This is a genomic window from Mesorhizobium sp. M0768, assembly GCF_040320195.1.
Lineage (GTDB): Bacteria > Pseudomonadota > Alphaproteobacteria > Rhizobiales > Rhizobiaceae > Mesorhizobium.
In genome coordinates, this window is the sequence record NZ_JAMYPD010000005.1 from 122,206 (window position 1) to 144,472 (window position 22,267).

The following is a 22,267-nucleotide window of genomic DNA, read 5'->3' on the forward strand; positions in this document are numbered from 1 at the left end:
CGAGCAATAATCCCGAATGGCTATGTCTTTAGGCGTAGGGATCGGTGCCTCGTTAACGGCGCGCTTGGCGGCAGCTTCCTGAGGCCGTCCTATTCCGGACTATCCCAGCCTTGCCCGAGCCTTCGCCGTCCAGGCGTTGAACAGCCGGTCTGCGACGATGCCGATGAAGGCGATGGCTAGGCCGGCGACGATGCCGCGACCGGAATCGGCCTTGGACAGGGCGATGAACACCTCCTGGCCGAGATCGCGCGTGCCGACCATGGCGCAGATGATGATCATCGCCAGCGCCATTAGGATGGTCTGGTTGACGCCGAGCATGATCTCGGGCAACGCCAGCGGCAGCTGCACGCGAAAGAAGGTCTGGCGCCTGGTGCAGCCCGAAACCTTCGCCGCCTCGATCAGCGCCGGCGGCACCTGTCGAATGCCGTGATTGGTGTAGCGGATGGCCGGCACCACGGCGAACGCGACGGTGGCGATCATCGCGGTGACGTCGCCGACCCTGAACAGCATGACCACCGGAATGATGAAGCAGAACGACGGCAGCACCTGCAGCGTGTCGATGACCGGCGTGACGGTCTTTTCGAAGCGGTCGCTGCGCGATGCCATCAGCCCAATCGGGATGCCGATCAGGCAGGCGATAAAGGCCGAGATTCCGCACAAATAGACGGTCGCCATGGTCTTTTCCCAAAGTCCGGTGACGGCGCAGAACGCTGTCAAAGCCGCGACCAGGGCGGCGAGGCGCAAGCCGCCGAGCTGGTAGCCGGCAAGGCCGAGGAGACACACCGCGCCCAGCCACGGAAAACCCTCGCAGAAGGCGCGCACCGGGTTCAGCACGTTGAGGATAAGCGCCACGCGGAACGCTTCGATAGTGTCGAAGAAGTTGATGGTGATCCAGTTCACCGCCGCCTTCCACAAAGGCGCGGTGGTGAAGGTGATCGCTTTCGGCACCGCGGCGAACGCCGGCACGAACAGGCCGAGCAGCGTGGCGACGGCGAGGATGGCAACAGCCAGCGCCAGATTGGGATAGCGCCGCCAGAAACTGGTGCTGGCCTGGTGGCGGACATTGCCCTTGGCGTGATTGTGCGCGATCGCCTGGCTCAGCCGGTCGAGTGCAATTGCCAGTGCGACAATGGCGAGGCCAGCTTCCATCGCCTCGCCGACCTTGAGTGCGCGCAACGCCAAAAGCACGTCATAGCCGAGCCCACCGGCACCGATCATCGAGGCGATGATCACCATGTTGAGCGCCAGCATGATGACCTGGTTGACGCCGACCATCAATGTCGGCCGCGCCGACGGCAACAGCACCCGCCACAGCTTCTGCCGTGCCGTGCAGCCGGCCATCTCGCTGAAATCGTCGATCTCTGACGGCACCCGCGACAGGCCGAGCATCGTCGCCCGCACCATTGGCGGCGTCGCGAAAATTGCCGTCGCGATCATTGCCGAGACCGGGCTGTTGCCGAACAGAAGCAGCATCGGGATCAGATAGGCGAAGGTCGGGATCGTCTGCATCAGATCGAGGGCAGGGGAGATCAACAACCTCTCCGCCCAAGGCTTGCGCCATGCCCAGATGCCGGCGAACAGCCCGGTGACAATGCAAAACGGCACGGCGATCGAGATCAAGCCCAGCGTCAGCATGGCGCTGGTCCACTGCCCGAACAGCGCGATGTAGAGAAAACAGCCGCCGGCCAGCGCACCCAGCTTCCAGCCGCCGGCGGCGCGTCCGGCAAGGTAGGCGGCAGCGCACACGCCGACCCAGGACAGGCGCGGCAAGACGATCATATCCGCACCATGGCCGATCTTGAAATTCTTGGCCAGAAGACCGAGCGCGAAATCGAGCGGCACGCCAAGCACCGCGGTGATCGAGCGGGTCAGCCAGGAGAAGTTCGACTTCACCCAGTTCATCAGCGCACCGACCCAGTCAGCGACAGGAACGATCGCGCCGGCCGGGTAATTGACCGCCCAAGGCAGGCTTTCCTGCAGCAGGAAGACAATAAGCACGGCGGCGAGCGCACAGGCCCAGATCGCCAGCCAGGTTTGAACCGGCCGGGGCCTCGCTGCGCTGGCGCTTGCCGTGACGGTCATCCGCCGGCCCCACGACGCTCGATGCCGGCGAGAAGATCGATCACCGCCTGCGGCGTGACTTCGCCGATCGGCTTGCCGGTGCCGTTGACCACCGCGAAGGGCTTGCCGGCAGAGACGATATCTGCCGAAAAACTTGATATCTTGGCATCCGGCGCGACCGTGCCGCCGTACTCGGCGCCGTCGCAGGCGCGCATCAGGCGGCGCGCCGAGATCACCTTGGCGCGATCGACATCGCGGGTGAATTCGGCGACATAGTCGGTCGCCGGGTTGACCACCAGCTCTTCCGGCGTGCCGATCTGGATGACCTCGCCGTCCTTCATGATGGCGATCCGGTCGGCCAGCCGGATGGCCTCGTCGAAATCATGGGTGATGAAGACGATGGTCTTGTGCAGCATGGTCTGCAGCCGCATCAGCTCGTCCTGCATCTCACGGCGGATCAGCGGATCGAGAGCCGAGAACGGCTCGTCGAGGAACCAGATTTCCGGCTTCGTGGCGAGGCTGCGGGCGATGCCGACACGCTGCTGCTGTCCGCCGGAAAGCTCGCGCGGATAGAAATGCTCGCGGCCGCGCAAGCCAACCAGCTCGATGACTTCACGGGCCCGCTTCTCGCGCGTCGGCCGGTCCTGCCCCTGGATGCCCAAGGGAAAGGCGATGTTCTCCAGTACGTTGAGATGCGGCAGCAAGGCAAAATTCTGGAACACCATGCCCATGCGATGGCGTCGCAGCTCGATCAGCGCGGCATCGGAAATCTTGAGCAGGTCCTTGCCTTCAAACTCGACCTTGCCGTGGGTCGGCTCGATCAGCCGTGACATGCAGCGCACCAGCGTCGACTTGCCTGACCCCGAAAGTCCCATGATGATGAAGATCTCGCCCTGGCGGATTTCGAGATCGACGGCGCGCACCGCGCCAACCAGTCCGGCCGCGGCGATGTCCGCCAGGCTGGCCTTGCCGTCGCGCCGGCGGATGAAATTGGCCGCGTCCGCCCCGAACAGCTTCCAGACATTGCGACAGCCAAGCTTTATCGGGCGGGCATCCTTGCCCGTTGCTTTCACCGCCTGTTCAATCGTATCGCTCATGCAATCGTCCTTCTGGAATAGGGGATCGAGACCCGGCCCTGACTGGCCGGGTCGTCGCGTTTCCAGTCAGACGGTCACTCGGCCCAGGCTTTCCAGTCGGCTTCGTGGGCGGCGATCCAGGCGGCGGCGACGTCTTCCGGCGTCTTGCCTTCGAGATCGATCTCGCCGCTCATCTTGTTGAGCTCGTCGGTATCGACCGTGTAGTTTTTCGCGACCTTATAGGCGACCGGCCATTTGTCCTTCATGCCGGCCCAGGAATATTTCCAGATCTCGCCGTGCGGCTTGCCGCAGTCATATTTCGCGTCGGGGTTCACACCCCATTTCGGGTCGGTGTAGCACTCGGTCGTATAGTCGGGGAATTCGACCCATTCGCCCTTGTATTTGGCCGGCGCCCAATGCGGCGAATAGATCCACAGCATGATCGGCGCCTTGCGCTGATAGGCCGAGTCCAGTTCGGCGAACATCGCCGCGTCGGTGCCGGCATGGATGACGGTGAAGGGCAGTTTCAGCGCCTCGACGCGTTCGTCGTCAAAACCTTCCCATGTCACGGGTCCGCCGAGATAACGCCCCTTCGGCGCGGTTTCGGCCGTCGAGAAGGCCTCGGCGCATTTCGGGTCTTTCAGCGCTTCCCAGTTCGGCAGGCCGGGGCATTTCTCTTTCATATATTCGGGAAACCACCATTCTTCCTTGGCCTTTGGTCCGAGCTTGCCGAGGCGTTCGGTCTGGCCCGTCGCGTCCGAGGCCTTCATCGCCTCGCCGGCCGTCGTGTCCCAGAATTCCAGGCCGACATCGATGTCGCCATTGGTCAGGCCGGTGGTCAGGCTGGAGAGATAGTCGGCGGTCGGATACTCGACGGTATAGCCGAGCTTTTCGAGGATGCCGCCGAGGATCTTGGCGTTCAGATTGACGCTGGTCCAATCGAACAGCGCGATCTTGATCGGGTCGTTGGATTCCGGCGCCGCCGCATAGGCCGAAGATGTCAGTGCGGCTGCGGCAAGTGTTAAGGCTCCCATTGAGAAATTCGAAATCATGCTCCGAAGTGACATGCTTGTTTTCCTGTCAAGCTCTGGTGGAAATTATCGTTAGTTCCCTTCTTGCGTCTTTTTTTGATTGTGTTGGAAAAGCTGGTCGTTGCGCAAGGCCGTAGGCGCCACAATGCTGCCGAAGCGGATGCCGGCGCAAACGGGGTGGTGCCCAAATTGGTGAAGATGTGGTGGGACCGGCCGCGTCATGACTGCCGAAGGATTGCTGCCAAAGCAGTCATCCACGGATCGATCGCCGGTCTTGAGGGGCAAACCATCAAAGTCCCATGATCTCGGCTGTTGGCTCCGCAACTCGCCCAGAGCCACTTTCATGAGATGAAATTATATATACCAACGGTCATGTCGCGCAACGAATAACGCCGGTGCCAATTTCACGGCCCGTCTTTTTACATGGACCCGCAGATCGGTTCGAAAAAAGCCAAGGTTGCCGATCATCCCGTATGCGAGCCGCAAGATAGGGTACCGATACAATGCAGCAGACCTCTTCCTTGAACAGACTGCGCATCGCCGTGCTCTTTGGCGGACGTTCCGCCGAGCATGACGTTTCGGCGCTTTCAGCAACCAATGTCATGCGTGCGCTGCTGCCCGCCAAATACGATGCCGTCCCAATCTTCGTCACGCGCGAAGGACAGTGGCTGCTGAGCAGCTTCCAGGATGGTACGCTCGCAAAGCCTGCGGGCGGTTTGGAAGTTTGCCTGGTTCCGGGCGGGCACGGACGGATGATGGCGATCCCGGCCGACGGCACGCCCTATGACCTACCGAAGATCGACATCCTGTTTCCCGTACTGCACGGCCCTCATGGCGAAGACGGCTCGGTACAGGGGGTGGCCGAGGTGGCTCGGGTGCCGCTCGCCGGCTGCGGCATCCTGGGTTCGGCAACCGCGCTGGACAAGGACATCGCCAAACGGCTCCTGGAAGCGGCGGGGCTGCCAATCGCGCGCTCAGTGACGATCCATGAAGGTGCGGCGCCCGCCCTCGCCACACTGGAAGGCGAGCTCGGCCTGCCGTTCTTCATCAAACCGGCGCGTCAGGGATCGTCTGTCGGCGTCGGAAAAGTCCATGCCAGCCAGGAATTCGATGGAGCGCTTGCTGAAGCCTTCCGGCACGATTGCAAGCTGTTGGCTGAGGAATTCATTCGTGGGCGCGAGATCGAATATAGCGTGTTGGAGGACCCGGCAGGCGACCTGTTCGTCTCGCGGCCAGGCGAGATCGTGCCGGCCGAAAGCCACGATTTCTATAGCTACGATGCCAAATACATCGACGAGAACGGCGCGGCGCTAAGAGTGCCGGCCGATCTGCCGCCGGAGGTCGAGGCAGCCATGCGGGACGTGGCCGCAAGGGCTTTCAGAGCCGTCGGCTGTGACGGGATGGCCCGCATCGACTTCTTTCTGACGCCGGACATGCAGTTCCTGGTCAATGAAATCAACACCATCCCCGGCTTCACCGACATCAGCATGTATTCCAAGGCAATGGCGGCAAGCGGCGTCAGCTATTCCGAAATCATCGACCGGCTCGTGGAACATGGATTGGCTCGGGCGGGCCGAGCAGCCTGAACGCAGCGAAGCGGCATTCATATCCGGTCGATGGTATGTCGGCCCGCGCCGCTCACGACATGATCAGGCCGCCATCGACATTGATGGTCTGGCCGGTGATGTAGGCCGCATCGTCGCTGGCGAGAAAGCTGACCAGGCCGGAGACGTCCTCGCCGCTGCCGGCGCGGCCCATCGGGATGTTCTTCACCCATTCGGCCATCAGCTCGCCGGGCTTGTACTCGCCCATCAACTTTCCCCATGCGGCGTCGTTATAGGCCCACATATCGGTGTCGATGATCCCGGGGCAGATCGCGTTGACGGTGATCTTCTCCTTCGCCACTTCCTTGGCCAGGCTCTGGGTGATGCCGACGACGCCGAATTTCGACGCCGCATAATGTGGCGTGTAGATAAAGCCCTGCCGCGCCTGGCCGGATGCGGTGTTGATCAGCCGGCCGCCATCGCCATGCTTGCGGATGCGCGCGATCGCCTCCTGGCAGCACAGGAACACGCCCTTGGTGTTGACCGCCATCACCTTGTCCCATTCGGCCTCGGTCATAGCCTCTATCCTGGCGATTGTGATGACACCGGCATTCTGTACGGAGATGTCGACGCGGCCGAACTGTTGCTCGGCCAGGTCATAGAGGGCGATGACTTCGTCCTTCTTCGTCACGTCCATGCGCAGCGATGCGACCCTGGCGCCCATAGCCTTGAGATCGGCGGCGACCTCTTCGACGCGCGCGTCGATGGCGCTGACGACGACCGCGGCACCTTCCGCCGCGAAGCGCCTGGCCATTGCCGCACCAATGCCGCCGCTGGCGCCGGTGATGACCGCCGTTTTTCCTAGGAATCGCTTCTGCATGTTTTCTCCTACCAGCAGACAAAGCCGCCATCGACGATCAGGTCGATGCCGGTGACGAAACTCGCGGCGCGGCTGGCCAGGAACACGGTCGGGCCGACCATCTCTTCCGGGGCCGCCATGCGGCCCATCGGCGTGTCGCGCTCAAAGATCCTGACCTGGTCGGCGACCTCCGGCCGTTTGTTCATCGGCGTCAGCGTGTAGCCGGGGCTGACGACATTGACGCGCAGGCCGCGATCGGCCCATTCCATGGCGAGGCTCTTCGACATGTGGATCACCGCGGCCTTCGACGAATTGTAATGCGCCTGGGTCAGGCCGCGATTGACGATCGAGCCCGACATCGACGCGATGTTGATGATCGAGCCCTTGCGCCGCGTCAGCATGGCGCGGGCCTCGGCCTGGCAGGACAGGAACACGCCGCTGACATTGACGTCATAGAGCTTCTGCCATTCCTCCAGCGACAGCGTCTCTGCCGGCTCAGCTCCGGCGACGCCGGCATTGTTGACGGCGATGGTCAACGCGCCGAGTTCCATCTCCGTACGCTCTATCGCGGCCGCGAGATCGGTCTCTGAAGTTACTGTGCCGTTCAGCACCAGCGCCTTGCGGCCGAGTGCCGTGATCCGGTGCGCGGTCTCCTCCAGCCCGCCTTTCGAGGCGTGGCCGAAGCAGGCTATGTCGGCGCCGGCTTCGGCCAGCCCAATGGCGATTGCTTGCCCGATGCCGCTGCCGGCGCCTGTCACAAGTGCCACGTCACCATGAAGGTCGAATAATTTCATCGTCGGTCCCTCTGCTCCAACCGCCGTCCTCCGGAAATAAAGGGGCGCCAACTCTGTTGCTGGCGCCCCGCGCGGTCTGGTGCCCGGGAGGATACCACCTGCTGCGCTTTGTTTCGATGGGCGTCCTAGCTCGTGGCTAGTTCCATCACGGCGATATTGCTTGCTTCGCTGCGGTCGAGAATGCCGCGTTGCCGGCCGCGGCTCAGCACCAGCACGCGATGCGACAGGCCGAGAACTTCCTCGAGGTCGGAGCTCACCACCACCACCGCCATGCCGGAGCGGGCAAGGTCGGCGATGACATCATAGATCGCGGCGCGTGCACCGACGTCGATGCCGCGCGTCGGCTCGTCCAGGATGAATACCTTGGGCGGGCGCGACACCCATTTGGCGATGATCACTTTCTGCTGGTTGCCGCCGGAGAGCTTGCTGACCGCCTGGTTCGGCCGGCCCTTGACGCCGAGCCGGCGAATGCCGGCCTCGGCGAATTTCTGCACCGCCTTCGGGAACACCCAGCCATTCGGCGCGACATGGTCGAAATTGCCGATCGCCAGGTTCTCGCCGATCGTCTGGTCGAGCACCACGCCTTGCGCCTTGCGGTCTTCCGGTACCAGAACGACGCCGGCCTTGATCGCCGCCGCCGGGCCATGGAGATGCACCGGCTTGCCGGCGACGCACACCGATCCCGATGAGATCGGATCGGCACCGGCGATCGCCCGCACCAGCTCCGTGCGTCCGGCGCCGATCAGCCCGGCAATGCCGAGGATTTCGCCGGCCCGCACTGAAAAGCTGACATTTTGAAAGCTGCGTTCCGGCGAGGACAGGTTCTCGACCTCGAGCAGCGTGTCGTTGCCCGGCGCCGATACCGTAGGGAACATCCGCTCGACGCTGCGGCCGACCATTTGCTCGACGACTGTGCGCACCGGAATGTCGGCGCGCTCGTGCCGGGCGACGATGCGCCCGTCGCGCATCACCACCACGCGATCGGCGATCTGGGCGATCTCGTCCAGCCGGTGGCTGATATAGATGAAGGACATGCCTTCCGCCTTGAGCTTGCGGATCTGCTGGAACAGGAGCTCCGTTTCCTCGCCGCCAAGGGCTGCCGTCGGTTCGTCGAAGATCAGCAGCTCGGCATTGAGCGTCAGCGCCTTGGCGATCTCGACCTGCTGCTGGGCGGCGATACGCAGCGTGCGCACCTTGCGCTCCGGCGAGACATCGAGGCCGAGGCGCTTCAACTGGGCCGATGCCCGTGCATTCATTGCCGCGCGGTCGATGCGGCCGCCACGCATCGGCAGGCGCCCGACATAGACGTTTTCGGCGACCGACAGATCGGGCAAGAGCTTCAGCTCCTGGTGGATCATGCCGATGCCGGCGTCGATCGCCGCGGCAGGATTGGCGGGGGAATAAGCGTTCCCCCGCCAGGTGATGGTGCCGGCATCGGGTTTCGTCGACCCGGCGATGATGTTCGAGACAGTCGACTTGCCGGCGCCGTTTTCGCCAAGCAGCGCCACGACCTCGCCCGGCTGCACCTCGAAGCTCGCATCGGCCAGGACCTGCACCGGCCCGTAGCTTTTGCAGAGGCCGCTGACGACGAGCCCGTTATGGGGGCTGTGCGTGTGGCGAGGATCGGTGGACATCGTTGCGCTCGTCGATTGCCGGACTGGTCTCAATCAGGGATGCTTGGCGATGAACTGCTCGACATTGTCCTTGGTGGTCAGCGTCGCATCCTGCAGCTGTTCGGCGGGAATGGTCTCGCCGGCCACCAGCTTGATTGCTGCATCGACGGCGAGCCGGCCCATGCCCTGGGTCTGCTGCGTCGCGGTCACGTCGAAGACGCCGTCCTTCAGTGCCTTGAGCGCCGCCACGTCGCCGTCGAAGCCGGCAACCCAGACCTTGTGGCCGGGATTGGCGACCTTGACGGCCTGCGCCGCACCGAGCGCCAGCGCGTCGGCCTGGCCGATGACGATCGACACGTCGGGGTGCGACTGCAACAGATCCTGCGTCAGCTTGAAACCTTCGTCCTGGTGCCAGCCTTCGCTCCACAATTCTCCGACAACCTTGATGTCGGGATAGCCTTTCAGCGCTTCGCCGCAGCCCTTCGAGCGGTCGACTTCGGGCGTCGTGCCCTTCTGGCCGTGGATGATGATCAGCTCGCCCTTGCCGCCGGCCTGCTTGGCGATGTAGTCGCAAACCGCCTTGGCCGATGCCACGCTGTTGGTTGCGATGAAGGTATCGCCGGGCGCGCCGTCGGCGTTGCGGTCGACATTGACGACTGGGATGCCGGCAGCCTTGGCGGTCTTGGTCGGCACGGTGGCGGCGGTGGCGCCGGCTGGAATATAGATCAGCGCATCGATGTTCTGCGTGATCAGGTCCTGCACCTGGCTGACCTGGGTCGCCGAATCGCCCTTGGCGTCGACGGTAACGACCTCGATGCCCTTTTCCTTGCCGTAGGCTTCGACGGACTGCTTGATCTGGTTGAAGAAGTCGGCCTGCAGATTGGCGACGGCGAGGCCGAGCTTTTTGGCCTCCTTGGCCGAGGCCATGTCGGACAGGCCAAGCAGCGGGATGACGGCCGCGGCGGCAAGCAGCAATGAACGTTTGGTCAGCATGTTTATTCCTCCGTTGATGTTCAATCTGTCCTGCCCGCGCATCGCGGCGCCCCTTGGCCGAACAACTCCCAGTTTCGGATCACCGATCCGTTTTCGCCCGAATATCGGGGCGAATCTCATTGAGCCCAATTCTTCATTGTGCTCCATTCTTCATTGTGCTCGGCGCCGCCACGTGTCGGTGGCCACCGCCAGTGCGATCACCACGCCGATAACCACTTGCTGGATGAAGGGCGAGACACCGAGCAGGTTCAACCCGTTGCGCAGCACGCCGATGATGAGGACGCCGATGGCTGTGCCGCCGATCGAACCGACGCCGCCCGACAGGCTGGCGCCGCCGATCACCACCGCCGCGATGGTGTCGAGTTCGTAGCCAAGGCCGGAGCTCGGCTGGACGGAGTCGAGCCGGGCGGCAAGCACGATGCCTGCGAGACCGGCCAGCACGGCGCAGATCGCATAGACCCAGTTTGTCAGCGACTTGACTGGTATGCCGGACAGCCGGGCGACTTCGGCGCTGCCGCCGATTGCGTACAGGCTACGGCCGGTAGCGCGATAATTCAGGAAGATCGCGAAAATGACGGCAAGCACGATCATCAGCCCGACGGTGACCGAGAGGAAGCCGAAATGGCGGATTATCGACAGGCTGGTGAACCAGTCGGGAAAGCCGACGATCTGCGAGCCGTCGGTGATCATGTTGGCGAGGCCGCGCGCCACCGACATCATCGCCAACGTGGCGATGAAGGGCGGCAGCCTGGTGACCGTCACCAGCAGGCCCGAAACCAGGCCGCAAAGACCGGCGACGACGAGGGCCGCGGCGATGCCAGCGGGCAGGCCGAGATTGAGATAGTCCGGATGGGCGACGAAGCCCATCACCATGGAAGCCAGCGCCAGCACCGAGCCGACGGACAGGTCGATGCCGCCGATCAGGATGACCAGCGTCATGCCGATCGCCATGATGCCGAGCACGGTGACCTGGTCGAGCACGTTTAGGATGTTGCGGATGGTCAGGAAGGTGTCGGTGGTCAGCGAGAGCGCCAGGCACAGCAGCGCCAGCCCGATCAGCGGACCCATGGTTCCGGCAAAGACAGCCGAAAACCTTGCGCCCGCCGTAGCCTGCGCGCCAGAGCCTGCCTTCAACTCGCCTGCCTTCAAATTGCTTGCGTCGTTGCTCACAGCCACTTTGTCTCCTCCACAGCAATCCGGCGCTGCATCACCGGGCCACTTTGTCCACCAGGCCCCTCCCTGTGAACAATTTATCTTTAACATGCAATTTTGTTCAGCTAAACTGTTCGTCGGAAAATTGTCAAGGCCTGCCGCTTCATTCGACGACGGGTTTGCGCTGTCCGCCGGTTTGCCTTACGCAAGGTCTCCGAAATCTTGGGCATTTCGAAGTCGCCGGATTGGAATATCATGAGCAGAGCCGGCGGCTGCGGCAAGGCAAACAGATGACGATCGTAGAGAACGAAAGAGCCCCGCGCTTCCCCGACGCCGAACTCAAGGCCCGCGCCGCCTGGCACTATTATGTCGAGGGTCTTACACAGGAGCGGATTTCCGAAATTCTCGGCGTCGGCCGCATCAAAGTGCATCGCATTCTCTCCGCCGCCCGCGAAGAGGGTGTCGTCCAGTTTCGCATCCGCGACAGCGTCGTCGAATGCGTGATTTTGGAGGAAAGCCTCAAGCAGCGGTTCGGGCTCAGCCAGGCTGTTGTCGTGCCGTCGGCGGCAGACCGAAGCAACGCGCCGCTGATGATCGGCCACGCCGCCGCCGCCTACCTGGCCGACCATGTGAATGCCGGCGATGTCATCGCACTGGGCTGGGGGCGGACACTGAAATTTGCCATCAATGAATTGCCGCGGCGGCCCATCGCCAGGACGACGGTGGTTTCGATGCTTGGCGGCCTCACCCATGCCCAGCCGCTTAACCCGACAGAAAGCGCCTGGGATTTCGCCGAAAAGATCGGTGCGGAGTGCTTCCTGCTGCCGGTGCCGGTCTATGCCGACAGGCCGGAGCAGCGCGACGCTTTCATGAGCCAGCGCAGCGTTCAGGACGTCGTCTTCCGTGCACGCCGGGCAAACATCGCCGTGCTCAGCGTCGGCTCGTTTTCCAACGACAGCCCGATCGCCAATTACGGCTTCATCAAGCCAAGCGAACTCGAGGAATTGCAGGCGGCCGGTGCCGTCGGCGATATTCTGTGTCATTTCATCGACGCCGAGGGCCGCCCGGTCGACCACGAGGTCAACCGCCGCGTCTGCGCCTATCCGCTGCAGGATCTGTCGGATATCCCGAGCATCATCCTGGTGTCGGGAGGCAGCGAGAAGGTAGCGGTAATGCGGGCTGCGCTCGCCAACACCAAGGTATCGGTTCTGATCACCGACGAAGACGCGGCCAAGGGCCTGCTCAACCGCTAGATTTCGCCGAGAGCGCTGAGGCGGGTGTGGATGTCGCGCGTCGCCTGATAAAGGTCGCGGTAGATTTCCTTGCGGCTGCGATAGGCGGCGACAAGCCCGTCGACCGGATCGACATGCCTGGTGGGAGCGGCAGCCATTGCCTGCGCGGCGGCTTCCGGCGAGGCAAACCAGCCGACAGCCGCTGCCGCCAGCATGGCAGCGCCGAGTGCGGCGGCTTCGTTGACCGGCGAAACCGAGAGCGGCCGCTCGAGCACGCTTGCCATGATCTGCATGAGCAGCGCGCAATTGGTGCCGCCGCCGGCGGCAATCATCGCCGCCGGTCCGCCGGCCTGGGCTTCCATGGCCTCGGTGGCGACGGCCTGCTCGAAGGCGATGCCTTCCAGGACAGCGCGGAAGAGATGCTCCGGCCGGTGATCGAGCGACAGGCCGACAATGGCGCCGCGCGCGGCACCGTCCCAATACGGGCTCATGACGCCGGCCCAATAGGGCATGATGAGCAGGCCCTCGCTGCCCGCGGCAACATCCAGCGCCACTTTCTCCAGCGCTGCCGCCGAGGGCGAACCGGTGGTTCGCACGATCCAGTCGACCAGCTGCATGCCCGAGCGCAGCACGGTCTCCAGCATGAAACCGGAGCCGGTCGGCGAAACCAGCGTGCGAAACGCGTCCGAGGTTTTCACCTTGCCGGAATAGCAGCCGCTGACCACGCCGGAGCCGAGCGAGAGATAGCTCTTGCCCTCGCCGTAGACGCCCATGCCGAGGCCCATCGCCTGGCCGTCCCCAGCGCCGGCAACGACCGGCGTGCCGGCCCTCAGGCCGGTCAGCTGCGCTATGCTTGCGGAAAGACTGCCGCAGACCACGCCTGGCGCGACCAGCTCGGGCAATTGCTCCATCTGCAGTCCGGCGGCCGCAACGAGGCGGGGATGCCAGGTACCTTTCTCGACGTCGAGCAGCCCGAGCGGATCCGCACTTGCGGTGCTGGTGACCAATCGCCCGGTCAGCCGCTGGACGAAGAAACCGTGCACGTCGACCAGTGCCGCTGCCTGGCGAAGCACTTGCGGCTGGTGCTCGGCAAGCCAGGCAATGGCGTAGAGCGCCGGCGTCGGGTCCGGCGGCTTGCCGCTCCAGTCGCGGATCGCCTCGCGGCCGAGTTCGGCCGAAAGCCTGATAACTTGCGGCCGGGCGCGTTCGTCCAGCCACAGGATTGCCGGCATGAGTGCTTTGCCGGCGCTGTCCACCAGCGTGAAGGTCTCTCGCTGGTGAGCGATGCAAACCGCCGCCACCCGCGCAGCGCCGACCGCCTCGGTGACCTGCTTCAATGCGCCAAGCAGCGCCGTCCACCACTGTTCGGCCTCCTGCTCGAAATGGCCGGGCTTCGGATTTGAAAGCGGATAGGTCTCGCGCGCCTGGAACAGCTCCTCGCCGGCGCGGGTGAAGGCAATCGCCTTCACGGCCGTGGTCGAGGCGTCGATCCCGATTACGACATCGTCCATCAGGCGGAGATCCGGCGGGGTCAGGCTGCGTTTGTAACGAACCGTCCGTCCGACTGGTCGAGACGGCGGCGGATCTGGGTTATCACCATCGAATCGTCGGGTACACAATTTTCATAGGTCAGGAAGTCGCCGGTCTTGAGCGGCTTGACCACCTTGGCGCGTTCGGCAAGGCCGAGCGGCAGGGCGCCACGGGCGCGCGCATCCCCCCAGGTCATGGCGAAGCCGCGATAGTCGTTCTCGCCGATCATGCCGAGCGACTGGCCAACGCCAAGATCGCTCTTGGCGACCGCGACCGCCTCGGCCACAGGATGGTCGAGCGGCTCCATGTCGGCCCGCTTGTAGACCACGGCGCGCGCCGCCGACAGCGGCACTTCCAGGCTGGTCAGATGATAGGGCCGGAAGATCGTGAAATAGGGCCCCTTGCCGACCTTGAGGTCGATCATGCGCTCCAGCACACGCGGATGCCGGGTCTCGATGATGCAGAACACGCCGGGCGCCACACCCTTGCCGATCGAGTAATCGACAACGCCCTTGCGATGCAGCACGCCGCCATCGTCGCGCGGGCAAAGCACGCTGGCCAGTTCCTCCAGCGTCGCGGTCGGGCCGTGCATGCCCGGCACGTCGGGCACCAGCCCGGTCGCATTCGCGATCGCCACCATCTCGATCGCCGTCTTCGAGCCGTCGACGAATTCGACCAGCATGCGCGCATTCATGTTGCGCTCGGCCGCCTCCTTCTCGTAGTCGGCCGGCATGGCGTCGATCTTCAGCGGATTGTTCTTGCCCTTGCCGGCGGCGATGATGTTGAAGCCGAGGCTCTTGGCAAAGCCGATGATCTCCAGCGTGCAGGCGGGCTCGTCGCCGGCCGCACCGGTATATACGACGCCAGCCTTACGCGCTTCGTCCTTGAGGAAACGGCCGATGGTGATGTCGGCCTCGACATTGAGCATGACGATGTGCTTGCCGTTCTTCATCACTTCGAGCGCAAACAACGTGCCGATATTGGGATTGCCCGTCGCGTCGATGATGACGTCGATCCGGCCGGCCGCCGCCAGCGCATGCAAATCTTCGGTCACCGCGATCTTGCCGGCCTCGATGGCGCGGTCGATCGCGGCCGCATTGCCGGCCTGGACGATGTCGGAACGGTCATGGCCAGCGAGCAGCGCCGCGTCGATCGCTGCCTGCGGCCTGACTTCGGAAATAGCGCCGATCCGCATGCCCGGCATCAGCGCGACCTGGACGACGATGTCGGTGCCCATCTGTCCGGCGCCGGCAAGCCCGATGGTGATCGGCCCCTGCTGTTCAGCGCGCTGCAGAAGTTCCGCTGCAAATTGCGGATGGGACATGTCGCTTCCTCCAGTTCCTGACGCGCCGCAGCGTCCAAATCAACGTTTTGAACATTTCTATTTGCAAATGAAAAATATTTCAACCGGCAATTGGGCATTGTCGCTCTGCAATCGGCCGAAGACGATTGGATGAGCGGTCAATCCGCACGACAGTCAGAAGGACGCGGCATATTCAGCTTGATTGGGTGCAGCCTTGTTGCAGCTCAGCTGCCGATTTCGAAGAAGGGCGCACCGAGCAGGCCGGGAACGACATCGATGCCGAGGCCCGGCCCATCCGGAATGCCCATACGGCTTCCCGAAACCGGCGGCATGTTGGATGCGGTGCGCACCGTCACCCATTCGTGAAAGGCGATGGCGTGCAGCCGGCGCTCCTCCGGCGTCGACAGCGACAGATGCGCCATGGCCGATGTGTCGATCTCGGCGCCGCCAGTGTCCTCGACCGTGATCATGAAGCCGAGGTCGACGGCAAGGTCGCGGATCTGGCGCGTTTTGGTGACGCCACCGAGGCGTGAGATCTTCAGCGTCAGCCCGTCGGCCGCGCCCTTGCGATGGATATCGAGCATATCATCAAGCGAGGCGACGGATTCATCGAGCACCATCGGCTTGTCGAGCGAGCGGCGCACCGACAGGCATTCGTCGATCGTCGTGCAGGGCTGCTCGAACGTGTAGTCGATCGTGCGCGTCGCATCCACGAACTGGCGCGCCTGGTAAGGCGTCCAACCGGCATTGGCGTCGCAGAAGATGACGGTGCCCTTCGGCACGGCGGCGGCGACGGCTGTGACGCGTTCGATGTCGTCATGGACGTTGCCGCCGACCTTGACTTGCAGCCGATGAAAGCCGTCCTTGACGATGTGCTTGGCGAGCGCGGCCATCGCGTCGACCGTGCCGTGGGTGACGACCTTGTAGAGTTCGGCCGTCTCGCTTTCGCGTCCGCCGAGCAGGGTGACCAGCGGCACGTCGACGGCGCGCGCCGCGAGATCCGAGCATGCCATGTCGAGCGCCGACTTGATGTAGGGATGGCCCTTGAACACGGTGTCCATCAGCCTGTTGATACTGGCTAGCCCGCGTGGGTCATGGCCAATGAGATGCGGCGCGATCTCGACGACACCGGCGCGAGTACCCGCAGCGAAGGCAGCCGAATAGAAGTTGCCAAGCGGCGCCATCTCGCCCCAGCCGGTGAGCCCGCTATCGGCGGTGACGGCGACGATCACCGCGTCGAACGCATCGGCGACGCGCCCCTTGGACATACGGTAAAGCCCGTCAACGAAGGGCTGCACGACATGGTAGGCTTTGATGGTTTTGATCTGCACGTTTTCTGTCCGTTGTCTGTGTTCCGGGATGTCCGTCAAATTTGTCGGGCTCAGCCGCCTCTAGGTCGGCCGGCACGATCGGCGCCGGCGCCCTTTGAGCCGCGCTGTTCCAGCCCGCGCGCATAGGCGAGCAGTTCTTCGAAATCCAGGTCGATATGCTCCTTGGCGTGGCGCTGTGCGGCGCGCATGTCGCTGCCCTTGAGCAGCCGTACATAGGTCTCGTGAGCATCTTCGGCAGGCACCGGCTCGTTGCGCGCCCGCTGGTGCAACGCGAAATACATCTGCAGCCGGCTGGTCAGCCGTTGCCACGTTTCAAGCAGCACCGAATTGTCGGCCCATTCGTGGATCAGGCCATGCAGTTGCAGCGCTGTTTCGATCTGCCGCGTCGTGTCCAGTTCGCGCGTCGCCTGCTTCACCGCCGCATGACGCCGGTCGAGTTCGTCGAAGAAGCGCTGGTCGCGAAGCGGCCAGGTCCGCGCGATGGCGAACTCGTCGAGCACCTTGTTGAGCGAATAGGCGTCGTCGATGTCCTTGGCGGTGACGTCGATGACAAAGGTTCCGGCGTAGGGAATGCTGGTCAGGATGCCTTCCTGCACCAGCTCGCGCATCGCCTCGCGCAGCGGCGCGCGGCTCACCCGCATCTGCTCGGAAATCCTGAGTTCGTTGAGCTTCTGTCCAGGTTCCAGCTGGCCGGTCAGGATCGCCCGCCGGAGCAGCCCTACGATCTCGGCCCTGCGTGTCGTATCCGCGATCGGACTGAAATCCAGCTTTGCCATTCGGCTGCTCCAGGGAACCGAAATCAAGACAAGCAGATTGTCGACAATCTAACAAGAGGCGGGTTGTGGATTTCTTGACTTCCGCTTGGCCGGCTGGCTTGCGGCGCCGGCAAGGCCGTCAGGCCGCACGGCCGCAAAGACCGACCCGTTCTTCATCGCTGAACATCACACCGGCTTCTCGAAGCCGGCGTACGTTGCGTTTTCCCCAAGGAGTTGCGTAGAACGAAACATAGCAAAAACGGCGCCCTTGGCGTGGGAGCCGAGGGCGCCGCGGAACCGGACCTGATGGGGGTTATCAGGTGGCCGGTTTCTCGGGCAGCGGCGAGACCGGCATTCCCGGGCCGATCTTCTGCAGATTGCCGGTAATCACCCGGTCGCCTTCGGCCACACCGCTCAAGATGGCGACCTGATCGCCATTGGTCGGTCCGAGCGAAACGATACGCTGGTCGACCGTGTTGTCCTTGCCGACGACATAGAGGTATTTGCCGAGCTGGCCTGAGCCGAGTGCCGTCTGCGGTACCATCAGCGCATCGGGCTGCTCTTTGACGTGCAGCCGGACGCGGACATATTGGCCGGGCAGCAGCGTGAACTTGCCGTTGCCGATCGTCGCCCGTGCCGTGATCGTGCCGGTCGAGCGATCGATCGTGTTGTCTATGAAGGTAAGATCGCCCTTCTGGCGCGGTTCCGTTTCACCGGGAAGCAGGACGTCGACACTGATCGGTCCCGCGGCCCGGGCTTCCTCGATCTGTGTCAGGTCCGTTTCGCTCGGATTGAAGGTGACGTAGATCGGATCGAGCTGCACCAGCGAATTGAGCACGGTGCCGGCAACGCTGACCAGCGTTCCAACGGAAGCCTGGCTGCGTCCGATGCGTCCCGCGAACGGGGCACGGATTTCGGTATAGCTCAAATTGAGCTCGGCGGTCCGCAAGGCGGCCTGGTTCACGGCGAGCGAGGCCTGAGCCTCACGCAAGGTGCTGGTGCGCTGGTCGAACACGTCCTTGGCGAGATAGCCGCTCTTGGCGAGTTCGCTGCCGCGCCCGAGATTGGAGCGCGCATAGTCGAGCGTCGCCGTGTCGCGCTGGATAAGCGCCTTCGCCTGCTCGAGGGCAGCCTGAAAATCCTCCGGCGCGATCTTGTAGAGAAGGTCGCCCTTCGCCACGTCGCTGCCGTCGGTGGCGACCTGCTCCTGCAGATAACCCGGCACGCGCGCCTGCAGCGTGATGCTGCGGATCGGCTCCACCCGGGCGGCGTAGTCGAGATAGATCGGGATCGTCTTCTTGACGACGCTCACCACCGGCACCGGCATGACAAAGGCTTCCGGCTTGGGTGTCGCCGCCCCGGCTGTGCCCGCGTTGAGGCTGAGGCTGCCCATGTCGAGCAGGTGAACGCTCGCCACCGAAATCGCCCCAAGGGCGACGGCCGTTCCCAGCGCGATTTTCCATTTACGCATGATCAATTCTCCAGTCCTATTCGGCCGCTTCGGCCAATGGCTCGAAGGCGGGTTCGGCAGTTGGTTGTTCGGTCGCTTCGGAAACCGGTTCGCTCTCGCTGCGGCGCTCGCGCAGCTGCTCGATCACCGCATAGAAGACCGGCACGAACACCAGCGACAGGATCGTCGCCGCGACCATGCCGCCAAAGACGGTGGTGCCGATCGACTGCCGGCTTGCGGCACCTGCACCTGTAGCGAACATCAGCGGCAGCACGCCGAGGATGAAGGCGAAGGCGGTCATCAGGATCGGTCGCAGCCGAAGCCGCGCCGCTTCCATCGCGGCGTCGACGATGCTGAGGCCTTCTTCGCGCCGGCGCCGGGCAAACTCGACGATCAGAATCGCGTTCTTGGCCGCCAGTCCGATCAGCATGACGAAGCCGATCTGCGAATAGACATCGATCTGCATGCCACGCAGCCACAGCACGACGAACGCACCGAACAGTGCGAGCGGCACCGCCAGCAGCACCATGAACGGCATCGCCCAGCTCTCATATTGCGCGGCGAGGATCAGGAAGACGAAGACGATCGCGAGACCAAAGACGACGGATGCGATCGATCCCGCCTTGAGCTCCTGATAGGTGATGCCGGTCCATTCGTAGCCGAAATCTCTCGGCAACGCCGTGGCAGCGGCACGTTCCATCGCCGCCACCGCCTGGCCGGACGAAAAGCCGGGCGCGGCGCCGCCATTGATCAGGGCCGACGCATTGTTGTTATAATGCGGCACGGTCTCGGGGCCGACGATCGGCACAAGCTTGCCCAGCGTGCTCAGCGGCACCATCCCACCCGAGGCATTGCGGACATAGAGCCGCGATATGTCGGCCGGACCGGCACGAGAATCCTTGTCGGCCTGGATCGTCACCCGGAAGGTGCGGCCGAACAGGTTGAAATCGTTCACATAGAGCGAGCCGAGATAGATCTGCAGCGTATTGAACACGTCCGGCAGGTTGAGCCCGAGCAGCTTCGCCTTGGCGCGATCGAGATCGTAGTTGAACTGCGGCGTCGAGGTCGAGAACGACGAGAACAATTGCTGCGGGTTGAGCTCGGGCTGCTTGCGCGCCTCGGCAATCACCGCTTGCGTCGCATCGTTGAGCGCCACGCTGCCGCGGCCGGTCAGGTCCTCGACCTGGAACTCGAAGCCACCGGTGGTGCCGATGCCCGGGATCGACGGCGGGTCGAAACTCAGCGCAAAAGCCTCCGGAATTTGCAGCAGCTTGTTGCGCACATCGGCGACGAGCTTCGAGGCGCTCTGGTCGGGGCCGCGTTCGTCCCATGGCTTCAGGATAGCGAATTCGACCGCCGAGTTCGACTGCGCGGCGCTGGTCAGGAAGTTCAAGCCGCTGATCGAGCCGACGATGTCGACGCCGGGCGTGTTCTGCAGGATGTCGCGTGCCTTTTGCGCCACCGCGTCGGTGCGTTCCAGCGAGGCCCCGTCGGGGAGCTGGATGACGACGAAGAAATAGCCCTGGTCCTCGACCGGAAGGAAGGTCGAGGGCAGGCGCTGCCAGACGAAATAGGTCGCGACAAGTCCGGCCGCGAACACGCCAAGCATGATCCAGCGCAGGCGGATGAGAATGCGCACACCATTCGCATAGGCATGCGCCAGCCGTTCGAAGCCCATGTTGAACCAGCGGAACAGCACGAACTGTGTTTCCGGCCGGTGGCGCAGGAAGGCAGCGCTGAGCGACGGGGTAAGCGTCAGCGAGACGAAGGCCGAGATGCCGAAGGAGATCGCCACAGTCAGGGCGAACTGGTTGTAGAGCCGGCCGGACACGCCGGGAATGAAGGCAACCGGCACGAACACAGCCATCAGCACGGCGGTCGTGGCGATGATCGGGCCGGTAACCTCTGCCATCGCGGTACGCGTGGCAGCCAGCGGTTTGAGGCCGGCCTCAAGTTGGCGTTCGACATTCTCGACCACGACGATGGCGTCGTCGACTACGAGGCCGATCGCCAGCACCATGCCGAGCAGGCTGAGCATGTTCAGTGAGAAGCCAAGCATATGCATGACGGCCAGCGTCGCCACCAGCGACACCGGAATTGCGATCGTCGGGATGATCGTGGTGCGCCAGCTTTGCAGGAAGATGAACACCACGGCGACGACCAGGACCAGCGCCTCGCCGAGCGTGATCAGCACGTCGTGCATCGAGGCCGAAACGAAACGTGTCGTATCGTAATGCATGGCGTAGCTGACGCCCTTCGGGAAACGGGCCGACAGCTCCTGCATCTTGTCCTTGACGCGCTGCTGCAGATCGAGCGCGTTGGAGCCCGGCATCTGGTAGACCGCGAGCACCACCGTAGGGTCCTTGCCGAAGAAGGCCGACGACGAATATTGCAGCGCACCGAGCTCGATGCGCGCAACGTCGCGCAGCCTGACCAGCGAGCCGTTGGCGGTATTGGCCCGCACGACGATTTCGCCGAACTCCTTGGGATCGCTCAGCCTGCCGACGGCGTTGACCTGCATCTCGAAGGTAGTGCCGGCCGGAGCCGGTGATTGCCCGATCTTGCCGGCCGCTACCTGGACGTTCTGCTCGGCGACGGCGTTCTGCACGTCGACGGCAGTAATGCCGAGATTGGCGAGCTTGTCGGGGTCGAGCCAGATGCGCATCGAATAGCGCCGCTCGCCGAAGATCTGCACGTCGCCGACGCCGGGCAGGCGCTTCAGCGGATCGACCACCTGCAGATAGGCGAGATTGCTCAGCGCGACCGGGTTGACGGAACCGTCCGGCGAGGTGAGGTCGACGATCAGGACGAAGTTCGGGTTCTGCTTCTTGATCGTCACGCCGCCCTGATTGACGATGGCCGGCAACGAGGAAGCCGCCTGCGAAACGCGGTTCTGGACGTCGACGGCCGCGGTGCTCAGGTCGTAGCCAACGTCGAAGGTGATGGTGATCGTCGAGGAGCCGTCATTGGAGCTCGACGACGACATATAGGTCATCCCCTGGACGCCGTTGATCTGCTGTTCGAGCGGCGTCGTCACCGTGTCGGCGACGACCTGCGCGCTGGCGCCCGGGTAGTGGGCGCTGACCACGACCTGGGGCGGCGTGATGTCGGGAAACTGCGAGACGGGCAGGAGGAAATAACAGATCCCTCCGGCGAGCACCATGATGATGGCGATCGCCGACGCAAAGATCGGACGATGAATGAAGAAGTTTACCATGAGATGCACGCCTCGCCCGATGCTCTGGCCCGGCCAAACGCCCTGGCCACCCTGGACAGCCGCCGGCTGCGCGTTGAGCCGGAATCTTCGAGAAAGCCGAAATCTTCCACAAGGCGGCGCGGCGCATTGCGGCGCTCGGCCTGCTCATCCGCCAGCGCACGCAGCATCGCCTCGAACGACCGCGGGTCGACGCGGTCGGCCTTCATCAGCATGCGGATCATCGGATCCCTCACGACTTCATCGATCGTCAGATCATTGCGCTGCGACATCGAAGCGGCTCCTGGTTTTTGGCGATCCGCGGCAAGCCGCGGATCGGGTGTTTTCTT

The 22,267-nt window shown here is 63.7% G+C and carries 17 protein-coding genes; 2 read left to right on the top strand and 15 right to left on the bottom strand.

The features are described 5' to 3' along the window. Positions 1-99: 99 nt before the first annotated feature. The 3 genes from NKI08_RS09390 to NKI08_RS09400 all read right to left on the bottom strand — a co-directional run bounded on the left by NKI08_RS09390 (position 100) and on the right by NKI08_RS09400 (position 4,204). Complete coding sequence (locus NKI08_RS09390) at positions 100-2,082, bottom strand: ABC transporter permease (protein WP_352473410.1); 1,983 nt, start codon at positions 2,080-2,082, stop codon at positions 100-102. Continuing rightward, positions 2,079-3,158: a quaternary amine ABC transporter ATP-binding protein gene (locus NKI08_RS09395; RefSeq protein WP_352473409.1), complete on the bottom strand. Its 1,080-nt coding sequence runs from the start codon at positions 3,156-3,158 to the stop codon at positions 2,079-2,081. The genes NKI08_RS09390 and NKI08_RS09395 overlap by 4 nt, the downstream gene beginning before the upstream one ends. A gap of 74 nt (positions 3,159-3,232) precedes the next feature. Then, positions 3,233-4,204: an ABC transporter substrate-binding protein gene (locus NKI08_RS09400; RefSeq protein ID WP_352473408.1), complete on the bottom strand. Its 972-nt coding sequence runs from the start codon at positions 4,202-4,204 to the stop codon at positions 3,233-3,235. Positions 4,205-4,671: 467 nt separating this feature from the next. Between NKI08_RS09400 and NKI08_RS09405 the strand changes: the two genes are divergently transcribed. After that, positions 4,672-5,754, top strand: a complete 1,083-nt coding sequence (locus NKI08_RS09405) for a D-alanine--D-alanine ligase family protein (RefSeq protein ID WP_502899578.1) — start codon at positions 4,672-4,674, stop codon at positions 5,752-5,754. A 52-nt stretch (positions 5,755-5,806) separates the two neighbouring features. Here the strand turns inward: NKI08_RS09405 and NKI08_RS09410 are convergent, their stop codons facing one another. The 5 genes from NKI08_RS09410 to NKI08_RS09430 form a co-directional block, all read right to left on the bottom strand. Continuing rightward, complete coding sequence (locus tag NKI08_RS09410) at positions 5,807-6,592, bottom strand: SDR family oxidoreductase (RefSeq protein ID WP_352473405.1); 786 nt, start codon at positions 6,590-6,592, stop codon at positions 5,807-5,809. An 8-nt stretch (positions 6,593-6,600) separates the two neighbouring features. Further along, complete coding sequence (locus tag NKI08_RS09415; protein ID WP_352540146.1) at positions 6,601-7,365, bottom strand: SDR family oxidoreductase; 765 nt, start codon at positions 7,363-7,365, stop codon at positions 6,601-6,603. A 125-nt stretch (positions 7,366-7,490) separates the two neighbouring features. After that, complete coding sequence (locus tag NKI08_RS09420) at positions 7,491-8,999, bottom strand: sugar ABC transporter ATP-binding protein (protein ID WP_352768580.1); 1,509 nt, start codon at positions 8,997-8,999, stop codon at positions 7,491-7,493. Positions 9,000-9,032: 33 nt separating this feature from the next. Next, the gene (locus NKI08_RS09425) at positions 9,033-9,971 is read right to left on the bottom strand and encodes a sugar ABC transporter substrate-binding protein (protein WP_023674026.1); all 939 of its coding nucleotides are present in this window, start codon (positions 9,969-9,971) and stop codon (positions 9,033-9,035) included. A gap of 150 nt (positions 9,972-10,121) precedes the next feature. Then, positions 10,122-11,105, bottom strand: a complete 984-nt coding sequence (locus NKI08_RS09430; RefSeq protein ID WP_502893735.1) for an ABC transporter permease — start codon at positions 11,103-11,105, stop codon at positions 10,122-10,124. A gap of 308 nt (positions 11,106-11,413) precedes the next feature. Between NKI08_RS09430 and NKI08_RS09435 the strand changes: the two genes are divergently transcribed. Further along, positions 11,414-12,376: a sugar-binding transcriptional regulator gene (locus NKI08_RS09435; protein ID WP_352473400.1), complete on the top strand. Its 963-nt coding sequence runs from the start codon at positions 11,414-11,416 to the stop codon at positions 12,374-12,376. On the opposite strand, the gene NKI08_RS09440 is transcribed toward NKI08_RS09435, so the two are convergent. The 7 genes from NKI08_RS09440 to NKI08_RS09470 all read right to left on the bottom strand — a co-directional run bounded on the left by NKI08_RS09440 (position 12,373) and on the right by NKI08_RS09470 (position 22,210). Continuing rightward, positions 12,373-13,866, bottom strand: coding sequence for a xylulokinase (locus tag NKI08_RS09440; RefSeq protein WP_352768584.1), 1,494 nt, complete (start codon positions 13,864-13,866; stop codon positions 12,373-12,375). The genes NKI08_RS09435 and NKI08_RS09440 overlap by 4 nt on opposite strands. 20 nt (positions 13,867-13,886) lie before the next feature. Beyond that, positions 13,887-15,209 (bottom strand): NAD(P)H-dependent oxidoreductase, encoded by a 1,323-nt coding sequence (locus NKI08_RS09445; protein ID WP_352768586.1) that lies wholly within the window; start codon positions 15,207-15,209, stop codon positions 13,887-13,889. Between the two features lie 203 nt (positions 15,210-15,412). After that, positions 15,413-16,519 carry a mandelate racemase/muconate lactonizing enzyme family protein gene (locus NKI08_RS09450; protein WP_352768589.1) on the bottom strand — a complete coding sequence of 369 codons (1,107 nt, stop codon included), beginning with the start codon at positions 16,517-16,519 and terminating at the stop codon, positions 15,413-15,415. A gap of 50 nt (positions 16,520-16,569) precedes the next feature. Continuing rightward, positions 16,570-17,295 (bottom strand): GntR family transcriptional regulator, encoded by a 726-nt coding sequence (locus NKI08_RS09455; RefSeq protein WP_352473393.1) that lies wholly within the window; start codon positions 17,293-17,295, stop codon positions 16,570-16,572. Between the two features lie 295 nt (positions 17,296-17,590). Then, a complete protein-coding gene (locus NKI08_RS09460) occupies positions 17,591-18,745 on the bottom strand; it encodes an efflux RND transporter periplasmic adaptor subunit (protein ID WP_352466107.1) in 1,155 nt (384 codons plus the stop codon). A gap of 16 nt (positions 18,746-18,761) precedes the next feature. Beyond that, the gene (locus NKI08_RS09465; RefSeq protein ID WP_352768594.1) at positions 18,762-21,941 is read right to left on the bottom strand and encodes an efflux RND transporter permease subunit; all 3,180 of its coding nucleotides are present in this window, start codon (positions 21,939-21,941) and stop codon (positions 18,762-18,764) included. Then, the gene (locus NKI08_RS09470) at positions 21,935-22,210 is read right to left on the bottom strand and encodes a hypothetical protein (RefSeq protein WP_352489531.1); all 276 of its coding nucleotides are present in this window, start codon (positions 22,208-22,210) and stop codon (positions 21,935-21,937) included. Before NKI08_RS09470 ends, NKI08_RS09465 begins: the two co-directional genes overlap by 7 nt. Between the last annotated feature and the right edge of the window lie 57 nt (positions 22,211-22,267).

Excerpts from the sequence above, each read along its gene's own strand:
- NKI08_RS09445 (WP_352768586.1), bottom strand. The coding sequence starts at position 15,209 with ATGTCCCATCCGCAATTTGCAGCGGAACTTCTGCAGCGCGCTGAACAG.
- NKI08_RS09410 (WP_352473405.1), bottom strand. The coding sequence starts at position 6,592 with ATGCAGAAGCGATTCCTAGGAAAAACGGCGGTCATCACCGGCGCCAGC.
- NKI08_RS09435 (WP_352473400.1), top strand. The coding sequence starts at position 11,414 with ATGACGATCGTAGAGAACGAAAGAGCCCCGCGCTTCCCCGACGCCGAA.
- NKI08_RS09420 (WP_352768580.1), bottom strand. The coding sequence starts at position 8,999 with ATGTCCACCGATCCTCGCCACACGCACAGCCCCCATAACGGGCTCGTC.
- NKI08_RS09400 (WP_352473408.1), bottom strand. The coding sequence starts at position 4,204 with ATGTCACTTCGGAGCATGATTTCGAATTTCTCAATGGGAGCCTTAACA.
- NKI08_RS09395 (WP_352473409.1), bottom strand. The coding sequence starts at position 3,158 with ATGAGCGATACGATTGAACAGGCGGTGAAAGCAACGGGCAAGGATGCC.
- NKI08_RS09460 (WP_352466107.1), bottom strand. The coding sequence starts at position 18,745 with ATGCGTAAATGGAAAATCGCGCTGGGAACGGCCGTCGCCCTTGGGGCG.
- NKI08_RS09440 (WP_352768584.1), bottom strand. The coding sequence starts at position 13,866 with ATGGACGATGTCGTAATCGGGATCGACGCCTCGACCACGGCCGTGAAG.
- NKI08_RS09390 (WP_352473410.1), bottom strand. The coding sequence starts at position 2,082 with ATGACCGTCACGGCAAGCGCCAGCGCAGCGAGGCCCCGGCCGGTTCAA.
- NKI08_RS09470 (WP_352489531.1), bottom strand. The coding sequence starts at position 22,210 with ATGTCGCAGCGCAATGATCTGACGATCGATGAAGTCGTGAGGGATCCG.
- NKI08_RS09455 (WP_352473393.1), bottom strand. The coding sequence starts at position 17,295 with ATGGCAAAGCTGGATTTCAGTCCGATCGCGGATACGACACGCAGGGCC.
- NKI08_RS09415 (WP_352540146.1), bottom strand. The coding sequence starts at position 7,365 with ATGAAATTATTCGACCTTCATGGTGACGTGGCACTTGTGACAGGCGCC.
- NKI08_RS09405 (WP_502899578.1), top strand. The coding sequence starts at position 4,672 with ATGCAGCAGACCTCTTCCTTGAACAGACTGCGCATCGCCGTGCTCTTT.
- NKI08_RS09465 (WP_352768594.1), bottom strand. The coding sequence starts at position 21,941 with ATGGTAAACTTCTTCATTCATCGTCCGATCTTTGCGTCGGCGATCGCC.
- NKI08_RS09425 (WP_023674026.1), bottom strand. The coding sequence starts at position 9,971 with ATGCTGACCAAACGTTCATTGCTGCTTGCCGCCGCGGCCGTCATCCCG.